Consider the following 12,864-nt stretch of genomic DNA (forward strand, 5'->3'; position numbering starts at 1 on the left):
TCGTGGTAGCGGTCTTCAGATTCAGTTTTTCAAAACTGAATCGAGTGAAAAATAATGTTTTTTAGGCTTTCGCCTGATATATTTTGTAATTATGTAAGGTTTGGTGTTTGGGCTTCGCCCCTTGAGGGGGACAAGGGGCTAGCCGTATGCTATGCCCTTACGGGCATATACGCATCGGCGTGCGAGGCTAGCAAAGCCAAGCAGTTGGCTTTGCCTTTACGCCTCTCCTTGCGAAGACCGCAGGGTGGGTGGGTCTCTATATCCCCCTCAAACTCCCCCAAACCCTGACCCGCCCCCTTAGCAGGTCAGATGACAGGGCGTAGCGGGCTGGGTTTGTAGGTGGATAAGATTTAGAAACCTTAGAAACTGGGTTGATGACAAAGCGAAGCTTTGGAATAACCCATTCTTTAGGAACGTAGGGCGGTTTAACCGCCCACAGTGGTCTTCAGATTCGCTAAGCGAATTGAGTTAAAATGATATTCTTTTGTCGCGCTTGTGTGCTGTGAAAAATCGGAAACAAGGACGTTGAAGTGCGTCCGCCGATTTTTCGCAAGGAGACACAAGCAAGCGACTTCCCCTCCTTTGTTTGCCGAAAAGAAAAGCGGAGGCTTATTCTTTTCGTGGGTTAAAGGAGGGGTTAGGGGAGGATTAAACAACGGGCGGGCGGGTGAAATTTCTTTTGCGATTAAAAAGCTTAAAGCACTAGAAAAGCCAGCAGGCGAAAGCCTTTAGGAAAGAAATAGGTATTCATTCCCTGCGTAGCGGTCTTCAGATTCAGTTTAAAAAACTGAATCGAGTAGGAAACAATATAAAAAACAAATGGATAATATTATGAAAATGATTGTTGGCATTAGCGGGGCGAGCGGGTCGAGGCTAGCGATTCGATTTATCGAGTCTATCCCACAAGACATCGAGCTTTTTGTCGTGATTTCTGAAAGTGCTAAAATCGTCGCCCAAAAAGAAATCCAAGACGAAATCGAATCCGCGCTTGATACCCTCAAAAAAGGTGGCAGAAAAATGTCTTTATTTGATGAAGATGAAATCAGCGCAAACATCGCTTCAGGTAGCTTTGGTGTAGATTTGATGGCAGTTGTGCCCACAAGTATGGATATGCTCGCCAAAATCGCTTGCGGTATCGCTGATGGGCTGATTTCTCGCTGTGCTAGCGTGATGATAAAAGAACAAAAAAAACTCCTCCTCACCCCAAGAGAATTGCCCCTCTCTAGCATTGCCTTAGAAAATATGCTCAAACTCTCCCGATTAGGCGTCATCATCGCCCCGCCTGTGTTGGCGTATTATGCCAAGACAAACGATCTCGCTTCGATGGAAAATTTCCTCATCGGTAAATGGCTAGATGTCCTTGGAATCCCTAATGAACTTTATCCGAGATGGGGGGATAAAACATCAAAAGGGATAAAACAGTGAAAAAGATTGCGATTTATCCTGGCACATTCGATCCTGTTACCAACGGGCATTTAGATATTATCAAGCGAAGCGTGGAGTTATTTGACAAAGTTGTCATCGCCATCGCAAAATCAAGCTCCAAAAGCCCGATGTTTCCACTTCAAGACCGCAAAAAAATGATGGAACTTGCCACGAGTGCCATCCTGAATGCCGAGTGCGTTTGTTTTGATAATCTGCTCGCTGACTTTGCCAAAGAAAACAATGCCAAGCTCATCATTAGGGGGTTGCGTGTTGTGAGTGATTTTGAATACGAACTCCAGATGGGCTATGCCAATGCATCTTTGAATGAGGAGCTTGATACGATTTATTTTATGCCTACGTTAAAAAATGCCTTTATCAGCTCTTCAATCGTGCGCTCCATCTTAGAACACAATGGCAAAGTTTCCCACCTCATCCCCGATGTCGTCTATAAATATATCCTCAAAATAAAAGCAGAAACAAAAGGAGACAAATGTATATCGCACTAGAGGGGATCGATACCTGCGGGAAATCCACCCAAATTGCCCTGCTAAAACAAGCCTATCCCGACGCCATTTTTACCAAAGAACCCGGCGGGACACCCATAGGCAAAGAAATCCGTGAGATGATTTTGAAAGAAAACAAAGCCATAGAGAAACGCCCTGTAGAGCAACATTCCCAACACCCCCATAATGTATGGCAGTGCCAACATTGCTATGACAAAGCCAATGCTATGGATAGCAAAACGGAGTTTTTGCTTTTTCTTGCCGATAGGGCAGAACACACCGCAAAAGTTATCATCCCCAATCAAAATAGCCTCATCTTTTCAGACCGCAGCATTATCTCTGGTATCGCTTATGCCAAAAAAATCCCGCAAGCAAAGGTGCTCAATCTATTTGCTACCGGTGGGATCGTGCCTGATTTGGTGATCGTGCTAAAAATCGACCCCGCAACCCTAACATCCCGCCTCTCTCAAAAGTCCAACGACGCCATTGAACAAAGAGGCATCCCCTATCTGCTCGGCATCCAAGAAGCCATCAAAAGCACCACAAAAGAGCTTGGTTGTGAGCTTGCCCTCATCAATGCAAACCAAAGCAAAGCGTGCATACACGCCCAAATCAAACAAATCATCGATAGCAAACTATGAAATGTGTCGTTTGTGGGAGGTTTTGGCTCAAGCCTATCTGCAAACAATGCCTTTTTGAAATCAAAATCACCCCGAGTGTGCGTGTCATCGAGGGGATAAGCGTTTATAGTTTCTATGCTTATAGCGAAGTGGCTATGCTGATGAAAAGCAAATATTATATTTTTGGGAGTAGGATTTTACATATCCTTGCCCTAAAAGCGAGTGATTATTTTTTTGACTCCCAGCAAAATCCCTCATTTTGGAAAACAGCGAACTTTTATGGCGTAGGGGTTGATGATGTTATCAAAAGCGCTTATTCACACACCGCAGTCATTTTACGGGCATTTTGTCGCTATGGTTTCAAGCCCGCTTATGGCAAGCTAAAAGCCACAAATGCTGTGCAATACGCAGGCAAAACGCTCGGCTATCGCCAGCAAAATCCCAAAAAATTTGTCTTTGATATGCCAAGTCCAAAAGATGGTTCAAAAAATCTTCTGGAGGATATTTTCATCGTTGATGACATCATCACCACAGGCACGACAATGTCTGAAGCTATCAAGACTATCGAAAGCACAGGCAGGAATGTGCGATTTTGTATCGCCTTGTGCGATGCGAGGAACTAAAAAGCAAAGCCGATTTCTACCCCATAAGCAATCGTGTTGTTTTCTGGCTCGACATAATACCCATCAACCTTGCCCCCCACATAGGCAGGCTTAACATCTGATTTTGCAATACTCCAATAATCAAACACCGCTTGGATAAAAAAAGCATTTTTATTCCCAAATGCCACGCCACCCCCAAGGCGCACACCTGTCCCACTGGTTTGGATAAAATGCAAATCATTATCACGCCCAATATCCCTAAAATGTGATGTATTATTCCCAAAAATCATCGCACGAAGCTCGCCATTGGCTTTGAGAACAAAATCCTTACTCAAAGGCACAGAGATCCTCACACCAAAGGGGAGATAGACATAAGATTGCTCGCGCAAATACGCTGCCTTGCTTTGGACTTGATTTTGCAAATACCGATACCCTAGCCCTGTATAAATCCCAAAATATTCCTCCCCATTATCGCCTTTAAGGATAGTCAATCCCGCCCGATAAACACCCCCAAGATAATAATCTTTTGATGGTGCTTTTAATGGTGCTTTTAGAGGTTCTGTTCTGCCATCTTTATAGACTACCGAACCATCATAAATATTTTTACCCATATCCGTGGCGTAATAAACTTCCAAATCGGATTTGATAAATGAATTGATTTTTAGCCCTCCCATTGCCCCAAACACAGCCATCGGTCCAGCAATCGACATCACATCAGGTTCTTTGTAAGTATAAGATGCAACACCCATTTTGATATGCCCATAAAACCGATGGGGCGCTGGAGTCTTATGCTTGAAATCCTTTGCGCCCAAAATACAGCACAAAAACACTAGTAAGATAATTTTATTTTTGAATATTTTTTTCCAAGTCATTGATTTTATCACGCATTGAGTGGATTTCCTTGCTCATCTGTGCGGTAGCTGTGATTTGATTGAGAAGCACATAAATATTAATCATCACCAAAAGCACAGCAAACATACCGATAAAAATCACGATTCGCACCGCCTTTCTGGCTGCCCCTAAGGCAAGATTTTCTTTTATATCATCAGACATTATTTTCCTTTGTATTTGAGATTTAAAATTGTATTTTTAGCCAAGATAGCCAGCCCCATCCCCAGCACGGACACAATGACAATACACGCACCCACGCTTAAATCATAAGCATAAGAAATCAAAAAACCACCCCACATAAAAACCAACGACAATAACCACGCAAGCACCATCTGCGAACGCAAAGAAGCTACAAACATCGTAGCGATATACGCAGGGATAGACAAAATCGAAAGCACCAAAATCAAGCCCGCCACACCCATACTCATCACCACGCCCAAAGAAACTAACACAAACACGGCGATATTGAAAAAATGGATATTGATTTTTTTTAGTCGGCAAAACTCGCTATCATAAAAAATACTCAAAAGCTCCCGATAATACACCCCCACAAAAACAAGCAAAACCACATCAAACACACCAATTGCCACAATATCACTCGGTGCTACTGCGATGATAGAGCCAAAAAGATAGCTTGTAATATCGCTACTATAACCCGGGGTCAAATCAATCAAAATAATCCCGATTGCCATCCCCAAAGCCCAGCTTGCAGCAATGAATGTGTCGATTTTGTTTTGATGTAGATGCACAGCATATGCCATCAATAATGCCATCAACACGCCAGCAATACAAGCCCCCAATGTCGCATTAAATCCAAAATACAATGCCACACCCACACCCCCAAAAGCACTATGGGCGACACCGCCTGCTAAAAAAACGCTTTTGTTTGAAACGATGATAGAGCCAATCACACCCGCACAAATACTGATGAGAAAAGATGCTAGCAGGGCGTTTTGGATAAATCCATAGGACAAAAATTCTATCATCTAAAAAACACAGCCTATAGGTTTTGGAGTTCTTCAGGGGAAAGGTCGTGATAAAATCTTTCCAAATCAAACTTTGCACCCAAATACGCACTGATTTCTTTTGCATCAACCAATGCGTTTTGGAGACAACTTGTCGCTCCGGGTGATGGGGTCATATTAAAGGTAATGCCCTTGTCTGTGGCGATTTTTTTCTCCCCAAGCTCGAGTTTTACCTTTGTCCTATCAAGGACTTGCGGGCGCACCTCTCCAAAACCTTTGGCATATTCAAGATCTTCTAGCCTCAAAGATGGGATGATTTTTTGCGCATCCTTGAGGAATTTTCTTTTGCCGATATAAGGCAGTTCAAAGACCATATTTTTGAAGACATAATTACGGATTTCTTTGTCAGAAAATAAATCAAAAGCGATTTTAAAGACTTCTTTATTTAAATCCATCTTGAAAAGCTCCCAACTCACCCCAGAAAGCCAGTGCTTATTCCGCTCGAGTTTTGGCATCGTAAGTGCGGTGGGTCCAATCCTTGTTTTGCCCTTGATAACAACATCAGGATCGCCGTGAACTGCAGCAAATGGTAACTTTGGATTTTGCACGGTATAAACCTTGCCTTTGAGTAAATCTGGCACAAAATAAAAGCTCCCCGCCACAGGCAAACAGCCCAAATCCATCCCATAGCCCATTGATTGTGCTAATGGGAGCGAATAAGAACCCGCATTTACTAGCACAAACTTCGCATAAATCTCATCGGCATTTTGGGATATGAGCGCATAGCCATCGCCTCGTGGCTCGATCTTTTTGACCCAAAAGTTCAAAAACACTTCGTTAGCCGATTTGAGTTTTTTGCCCTCTTGGATGAAATTTTCACTCAAAAGCCCAAAATTCATCGCACACCAGTCTTTCTCAAAACCGCTACCAACGACATTTTCCGGTCTATCCATCCCATCAGATCCCATAATCACTTTGGGTTCAAGGGTTTTGATTTTTTCTTTAGAGAAAAATTCCAGATCCGGAAAAACCTCCTTGAAATCCTCGTGGCGCTTCATCATAAACTCGCATTCCTTTTCCCCTACCCCAATCGCCATTTTTTGGTTTTGGAAAATCACGTGATTTTGTAGATTTTTATTCAACGCATAACGCCTGACTTTATAAGCAGAAAGCTTGACTTTTTTGGCTTTTTCAACGGTGTAATTGGTCTCGATCGAACCATCGTGAATGGTTTGTGAGTTTGCCTTAGGGTTTGAGCTCACCTTTGCAATTTGATCGCATTTTTCAACAATAGCGATCCTTTTAATATCGCTATATTCGCTCAACGCATAAAAAGCCGCACAGCCAGACACCCCACCCCCGATAATCACAACATCAAACTCGTTTTTCATTTTTTGCTCCTCAAGTTGCAAATTTATCCAGTAAATCAACTTCACATATATGCCCGTCCGTATCTAAATTCAAGTTCGGGATTTGATGAACAATCACTTCCTTATTCACATAAAGAACTCGTGATGCGTATCCTAAAAGTATAGATATGTCGTGGCTGATTACAATTATAGTATGATTGCGGTTAAAGGTCTTTAATATTTTATAAATTTCTTTTTGTGCCTTGATGTCGATACTTGAAGTGGGTTCATCTAATATGATGAGTTTGGGATTCCCACAAAGTGCGCGTGCGATCAATACCCGTTGCCTTTGCCCGCCAGAAAGATCAGAAATCCGCTCATAAGCCAAATGGGCGATACCTAGCTTTTCGAGCATTTCTAATGCCAAAGCTGTCTCTTTTTTGCCAAGATGACAACCAAAAAATCGTTGGCTTAAAAATCCCATCTTTACCACATCGATAGCTTGTATCGGAAAATCGCTATTGATGGTGGTATCTTGCGGGACGTAGCCAATGAGGCTTTGGGGGTTCAAGATGGAGGGATTGGGATAAAAAATCCCGCCTTTATGGGGGTGATTCAAACCAAGCAAGATTTTGATCAATGTCGTTTTTCCCCCGCCATTCGGACCAATAACTGCCAAAAAATCACCATTTTTTAGCGAAAAATTCACATTTTCTAAGACATATTCCTTATCGTAGCGATAAAAAAGTTCTTTACATTCAAGGAGCGTCTCACTCAAGGAGTTTCTCCTTGCGAGGCAATCATACGGCAAATATGCAAGATATTATTTTTCCAATCTGGCTTTAAAGGATCAAGTTCTAAAATCTTGAGTTTGAGATCATTTGCCAAGGATTCGATACGTTTTTTAGAAAATTCAGGCTGGATATAAACCACACGGATTTGTTTTTGTGCGATGAGCTTTCTAAGGGCGATGAGTTGCTTTGTTTTTGGGGATTTTCCCTGATTTTCTAAGGCGATTTCTTCCAGTCCATATTCGCTCGCTAGATAGCTAAAAGCGGGGTGATAGACCACAAAAGCTTTCTGTGCGTTTGGTGCAGAAAATATCGCTTGGATTTTAGAATCAAGCGCGTCGATTTCATCAAGAAATTTTTTCAAATTTTTCCTATAAACCGAACTTCTGGAAATATCAACCTGAGAAATTGCCTCATAAATCCTATGTGCTTGGATTTTAGCGAGCTTGATAGACATCCAGATATGCGGGTCGTGGTTATTATTAGCGTGGTTAGTTCCATCGGCATTGCCCCCATCATTATGCGGGGTTTCAGAATGCTCTAAGCCTTGAGATAAATCTACAAACTTCATCGTTGGATTCACGCCCATAAACCGATCTTTCCAAGCTTTTTCAAACCCCATTCCCACGCCCAAATAAACCGCAGCGTCTTTGATTTCTTTGATCTGGCTGGGGAGGGGTTCATATGTCTCAGGGCTTCTGCCATCAGGCACCATCGCAGAGACATTGGCATAATCCCCCGCGATTTTTTTGACAAAATAAATTTGAGGTATCACGCTCACTACGATATTGAGCTTGCTAGCCCCAAACGCAAAAGCACCCCCAACAAAAAGCAAAACAAAAATAATGCGGGTTGCTTTCATTGTTGCCCTTCGTGTGCTTGGGCCCTCAAAGCATAATCATACAAATCAGACATCCCCAAAACCTTATCAATAAGCATTTTGGATCTCGAGAAAATGCCGTTTTTTTCCTTGCCGACCCAAAGGGTGGTGATAACGACACCCCCGAGGATATTTTCTTGCTTTGAAAACATCTTCGATGTCGAAATACTCCACGCACTATGGGCAACCATCGCCTTGCCCTCATATGTCCCGATATAAAGCATAATATGCCCTTTTAGCCACAAAATCGTCGCAAATGGCGTGGCGTGCTTGATAATATATTGTTCTTTTTCCTTAGCATTATAAGCACTCAAATCGATCATATTATTGGCATATTTAGCTTGAGAGGCGGAATTTCGAGGCAAAAGTATCCCAAAATTAGCAAAGCTATCCCTGGTGAATGCTGAACAATCCCGATTTTCAAGCAACCCGCCCCAGCCATAGCGTTGCCCCATCATCGAGTTGATGATTTCAGCCATCGAATTGACATCCATTTTTTTAGGGAAAGGGCTAAAGTCGGCTTCATTGATTTTTGATACCAATAAGCTCGCATAACCATCAAGATTTTTTTTATAAACATAAACCTCTTTAACACGGCTTGTATCGGCATTTTTTTTGCCATTTGATGAATTTATTCTATCTGGCTTGAGGGCAAAAATCTCACCAATGCGTGCTTGGGTCAAAAATTCTCCCTTAGAATCATACAAAGGGATTTTATCTTTGTTGGGGACAAGGTAGTTTTTTAGCGATAATAAATAATCCATATCTTTTTGGTGGATCTTAGCAATATCGCTGGATTTGACCCAGCCATACACAAAGCTACTTTGGATATGTGCCCATTCTTTAGAAAGGTCAAAATGCGTAATCAACACCGGCGTGCCTTGAAATATCAAAGAATTTTGCCAACGATCAAAGGGGTAGCCCTCAGGCGAATTGTAACGGGGCTTCTCGCTAGGCACAGCACGCACGCTTGTATCTGTCGTGATGATGGCTTTGATAGAAGCACTGGGATAATTTTTTAGATCCATATCTTCATAAATTTTGCCGGTGTATTCAAGCGAATTTTTTTTGAGATTCTCACCATATCCGGGATATTTTAGCAACGCAGGGGCCGCCCAGAATACCGCATTTTTGTCTTGATCTACCTGCATCGTTGTCCAAGGAGAAAACCACACGTTCAAATAGCTCTCTTTGAGTTCTTCTAATGCTTTGGGCGGGAGGGCGATGCTTTCATTTTGTTGGATATAAAAACTCGCGTCTTGAGGCAAGGACAAATCCGCTAATGGAACATCTTTACCCGCACAGCCTACCACAAAAAGTGTGATTACAAGCACGCTCAAAAATTTTGTAATCACTGATAAATTTATCTTCATAGCCCACCAAAGATTTCTTGATAACGCACGCTATCAAAACCAACAACCACATTATCGCCATCAAATTCATCGATAATCGGGCGTTTGAGTAACAACGGGTATTCGTGGCAAAAAGCTATCTTGCCTTCGGTATCCAAATCCATATCTTTAAGCCCCAAACGCTTGTAAGTCGTGCCTTTGGCATTCAAAACAACCTCGATCCCTTGCGCGCGAACCCATTTTTTGATGTCTTTTAAATCAGGCTTTGTAGCCTTGAGATCCACAAATTCATAAGCGATATTTTTGGCGTCAAGAAAATGCCGTGCTTTTTGAACGCTACCACAATTTTTAATTCCAAATAATCTCATTAAGTTGCCTTTTGGTCGGGATTTTAGCATTTTTTATTCAATAGAAATTTTAAAATAATGCGCTAATAGATTTTTCACGCCCGTATTAATCATTGCATAAACCGCCTCAAAACCCTTGCCATCTGTGTAATGATACGGATCAGGCACATCAGCATTTTTCAGCCCAAAAGCACCCAATTTCACGATCTTAGAACGCACAAACCCCATCGCTAGCAAATCAGCAACATTGCCCTTATCCATCGCAACAATCACATCGAAGCTATCATCTTGATACGGGCTGATTTTCCGACTTCTAAGAGATGAAATATCAATGCCATATTTTTTTGCCACATTTATCGAACCCTCACAAGGAGGCTCACCATCGTGCCACCCAGATGTCCCCGCTGAATCGATATTTGCCTCCAAGCCAAGCTTAGAAACATAATGCCTTGCAATCCCCTCTGCTAAAGGCGAACGACAAATATTACCCAAACATACAAATAAAATATTCATTCCTGCACTTTGCTTAAAATCGAAATTACGCCCGCAAAAGGCTAAGTAAATTTCAAGTATAATACAAAAATTTATGTTAATTTTCAAAAGGATACCGATGGAAGATACCCCCCAGATTGCACAGATGCAAACCTTTTTGTTCCCGTTTTTGGCTTCAATAGTTTTTTTGATCCTGCATTTGATTGTATATTGGGGTTTGTTTTATCGCCTTAGCAACTCCAAGACCATCCGATTTTTCTTCAAAGCATTCACAACGCTAAACTTTGGGGGCACTATCGCTTATATGTTTGTAAGACAATACCCCCTCCTCCCCGAGCCACTTTATCTGCTTTTGTCTATATCTATAGGTGTGGTGTTTTCCTTATTTGTCGCCGCAGTGATTTATCAATTTTTGGGTATTTTTATCCGTTTTGTCTCAAGCAAAAACAAACGCACCACGTATCGCAAATATCTCCAACGATCGGTGATAGCACTCTCTGTCATTTATATTGGCTATGGTATTTATAATGGCAATCGCACGCCTGTATTAAAAAATATCTCCATTCCTATAGCCAATCTAAGCACACCGCTCAAAATCGTCCAACTCAGCGATGTGCATATCGGTGGGTTGATCGAAGAAAGCCGTGTGAAAAATATCGTGCAACTTGTCAATGAAGAAAATCCTGATATTATCGTGCTAACAGGCGATATTGTCGATACAAGACTAAAAAACGTCGCCCGTGCTGTAGATGAACTCGGGAATCTACGGGCAAGGTATGGGGTTTATTATGTGCTAGGCAATCACGAATATCTCCACGATATTGACAATATCATCGAAAAGATGAAAGAACTCGGTTTCCACGTTCTCATCAATCAAAATGTCCTCATTTCTCAAAATGGCGTCCCGCTCATCAATATCGCCGGCAATGCTGATCTTATGGGCAAACGGATGGGTTATCTCGAGCCTGATCTTGACAAAACTTTTGCGGGTATTGAAAGCTCGGTGCCGACCATCTTGCTTTCCCACCAACCAAAAATCATCGAAAAATTACAAAACAAACCCGTTGATGTCATCTTGAGTGGGCATACACACGGCGGGCAGATTTTCCCGTTTAGTCTGGCGGTCTTGCTCCAGCAACCCTATTTGATGGGACTGCATAAAATTGGTGAAAATCGTTATGTATATATCAATCAAGGCACGGGATTTTGGGGACCGCCAATGCGTGTAGGCACGCATTCTGAAATCAGCATTATTAAACTATTCCCCAAAACATAAAAGGGGACTTTATTCCTTGATGATTTCTAGGGCTTTGAGAAAACTCAAACGCTCCAGTTGCATCCCAGAAGTCATATTTTTTAGCGTGATGGTTTTGCTTGCGTATTCTTCATCGCCGATCACAACGACAAACTCGTGTCCCTTGCTGTCTGCATAGCCAAATTGTTTTTTGAGTTTGTGGATCTCTGGATAAACCTCCGTAGCGACTTGACTACGGCGAAAAGACTCGGCAAGCTTATGGGCAAAACCAAAATACGCCCTATCCATACAGATAATCAGCACCCGAGCGCTCGTGGATTTTGCACTCAAAAGCCCGAGTTCTTCAAGACCTGCCAACAACCTATCAATGCCGATAGACGCACCCACGCCACTCATATTTTCTTTTGAAAATGTGCGGGTGAGATTGTCATACCTACCCCCCGAACACACGCTACCGAGATTTTTTAGGCGATTGAGCGTGGTCTCATACACGATACCGGTATAATACCCCAACCCCCTAGCGATGGAGAAATTCACCCGATAGGTATCCGGGTCCATCTGCAATTCTGTAAGAATGCCAAAAAGCTCTTCAAGCTCTTCAATGCCTTTTTTGAGTTCTTCATTCCAGTCTTTGAGGTGCTTGATTTCACAGAAAAACTCATCGCTCGCCCCGATTTGCTTGATACTCATCGCTTCGAGCAAGCCTTCAATTTTCTTATCAGGGAGGCAAAGCTCTTTTTTCAATTCCTCACAAACACCATCTTTGCCTATTTTTTCGAGCTTATCAATAACCCGCAATGTCGTATCGATATTTTTTTTCTCCAAGATTCCAAAATACTTGCAAATCCCATTCAAAATCTCCCGATGATTGAGCCAAACGGTGAATTCTTCGATATTTAAAGCGACCATCGAAGCATAAATCACCTGCACAATCTCCGCATCACAAGCGATATTCTCACTCCCGATAAAATCAAAATCGCATTGCGTAAATTCCCGATACCTGCCCCGTTGCGCACGCTCCCCACGGAAGACATTCCCGATGACATAGCGCTTAAATGGCAAACCAAGCTCGCTATGGTATTGCGAAATAAATCGCGCTAAAGGCACGGTCTGATCAAAGCGCAACGCCACATCCCGATTGCCGTGATCTTTGAAACGATAAAGCTCTTTTTGGATCTCCTCGCTCCCTTGTTTGACCAAAATATCTGCATATTCGAGATGAGGGGTTTCAATAGGCACAAAACCAAAGCTTTCAAATACGCTTGAAACTTTCGATAATAATCGTGCTTTTGCCATCGCCTCTTTGGGTAACCTATCTTTAAATCCGCTCAATGTTCGGGGAACAACCAACATCGTTTATTGCCTCTTTTGATTTTTTTAGTCGCTACATTC

At 42.4% G+C, this 12,864-nt stretch carries 15 protein-coding genes; 5 read left to right on the plus strand and 10 right to left on the minus strand.

Annotation, left to right across the window (positions count from 1 at the left end; genetic code table 11):
* Positions 1-831 precede the first annotated feature (831 nt).
* The 4 genes from BJI48_RS06710 to BJI48_RS06725 are packed head-to-tail and all read left to right on the plus strand — an operon-like array spanning position 832 to position 3,171.
* Entirely contained in the window at positions 832-1,425 is a 594-nt protein-coding gene (locus BJI48_RS06710; protein ID WP_095333234.1) for a UbiX family flavin prenyltransferase, read from the plus strand.
* Entirely contained in the window at positions 1,422-1,931 is a 510-nt protein-coding gene (gene coaD / locus BJI48_RS06715; protein WP_095333237.1) for a pantetheine-phosphate adenylyltransferase, read from the plus strand. Before BJI48_RS06710 ends, coaD begins: the two co-directional genes overlap by 4 nt.
* Positions 1,916-2,569 carry a dTMP kinase gene (locus tag BJI48_RS06720; RefSeq protein WP_095333239.1) on the plus strand — a complete coding sequence of 218 codons (654 nt, stop codon included), beginning with the start codon at positions 1,916-1,918 and terminating at the stop codon, positions 2,567-2,569. Before coaD ends, BJI48_RS06720 begins: the two co-directional genes overlap by 16 nt.
* Entirely contained in the window at positions 2,566-3,171 is a 606-nt protein-coding gene (locus BJI48_RS06725) for a ComF family protein (protein WP_095333242.1), read from the plus strand. The genes BJI48_RS06720 and BJI48_RS06725 overlap by 4 nt, the downstream gene beginning before the upstream one ends.
* Here the strand turns inward: BJI48_RS06725 and BJI48_RS06730 are convergent.
* Genes BJI48_RS06730 through BJI48_RS06770 form a run of 9 tightly spaced genes read right to left on the minus strand, consistent with a single transcriptional unit; the run spans position 3,168 to position 10,238 of the window.
* Positions 3,168-4,022, minus strand: coding sequence for a hypothetical protein (locus tag BJI48_RS06730; RefSeq protein ID WP_095333244.1), 855 nt, complete (start codon positions 4,020-4,022; stop codon positions 3,168-3,170). The genes BJI48_RS06725 and BJI48_RS06730 overlap by 4 nt on opposite strands.
* Positions 3,994-4,203 (minus strand): DUF5408 family protein, encoded by a 210-nt coding sequence (locus BJI48_RS06735; protein ID WP_095333248.1) that lies wholly within the window; start codon positions 4,201-4,203, stop codon positions 3,994-3,996. The genes BJI48_RS06730 and BJI48_RS06735 overlap by 29 nt, the downstream gene beginning before the upstream one ends.
* Positions 4,203-5,027: a metal ABC transporter permease gene (locus BJI48_RS06740; RefSeq protein ID WP_095333250.1), complete on the minus strand. Its 825-nt coding sequence runs from the start codon at positions 5,025-5,027 to the stop codon at positions 4,203-4,205. Before BJI48_RS06740 ends, BJI48_RS06735 begins: the two co-directional genes overlap by 1 nt.
* 14 nt (positions 5,028-5,041) lie before the next feature.
* Complete coding sequence (locus BJI48_RS06745; RefSeq protein WP_095333253.1) at positions 5,042-6,397, minus strand: FAD-dependent oxidoreductase; 1,356 nt, start codon at positions 6,395-6,397, stop codon at positions 5,042-5,044.
* Positions 6,398-6,407: 10 nt separating this feature from the next.
* Positions 6,408-7,133, minus strand: a complete 726-nt coding sequence (locus tag BJI48_RS06750; protein WP_257874432.1) for an ABC transporter ATP-binding protein — start codon at positions 7,131-7,133, stop codon at positions 6,408-6,410.
* Positions 7,130-8,008 carry a zinc ABC transporter substrate-binding protein gene (locus tag BJI48_RS06755; RefSeq protein WP_095333259.1) on the minus strand — a complete coding sequence of 293 codons (879 nt, stop codon included), beginning with the start codon at positions 8,006-8,008 and terminating at the stop codon, positions 7,130-7,132. The genes BJI48_RS06750 and BJI48_RS06755 overlap by 4 nt, the downstream gene beginning before the upstream one ends.
* Positions 8,005-9,399, minus strand: a complete 1,395-nt coding sequence (locus BJI48_RS06760; RefSeq protein WP_095333263.1) for an SH3 domain-containing C40 family peptidase — start codon at positions 9,397-9,399, stop codon at positions 8,005-8,007. Before BJI48_RS06760 ends, BJI48_RS06755 begins: the two co-directional genes overlap by 4 nt.
* Positions 9,396-9,746 (minus strand): Spx/MgsR family RNA polymerase-binding regulatory protein, encoded by a 351-nt coding sequence (locus BJI48_RS06765; protein WP_180763077.1) that lies wholly within the window; start codon positions 9,744-9,746, stop codon positions 9,396-9,398. Before BJI48_RS06765 ends, BJI48_RS06760 begins: the two co-directional genes overlap by 4 nt.
* Positions 9,747-9,779: 33 nt before the next feature.
* The gene (locus BJI48_RS06770; protein WP_095333268.1) at positions 9,780-10,238 is read right to left on the minus strand and encodes a low molecular weight protein-tyrosine-phosphatase; all 459 of its coding nucleotides are present in this window, start codon (positions 10,236-10,238) and stop codon (positions 9,780-9,782) included.
* 97 nt (positions 10,239-10,335) lie between these two features.
* Here BJI48_RS06770 and BJI48_RS06775 point away from each other — a divergent pair, with 97 nt between their 5' ends.
* Positions 10,336-11,493, plus strand: a complete 1,158-nt coding sequence (locus tag BJI48_RS06775; RefSeq protein WP_095333271.1) for a metallophosphoesterase — start codon at positions 10,336-10,338, stop codon at positions 11,491-11,493.
* Positions 11,494-11,502: 9 nt separating this feature from the next.
* Here BJI48_RS06775 and hisS read toward each other — a convergent pair whose 3' ends face one another.
* Positions 11,503-12,822, minus strand: a complete 1,320-nt coding sequence (hisS, locus tag BJI48_RS06780) for a histidine--tRNA ligase (RefSeq protein ID WP_180763079.1) — start codon at positions 12,820-12,822, stop codon at positions 11,503-11,505.
* Positions 12,823-12,864: the final 42 nt, after the last annotated feature.

Source organism: Helicobacter sp. 11S02596-1 (genome assembly GCF_002272825.1).
Taxonomy (GTDB): domain Bacteria; phylum Campylobacterota; class Campylobacteria; order Campylobacterales; family Helicobacteraceae; genus Helicobacter_J.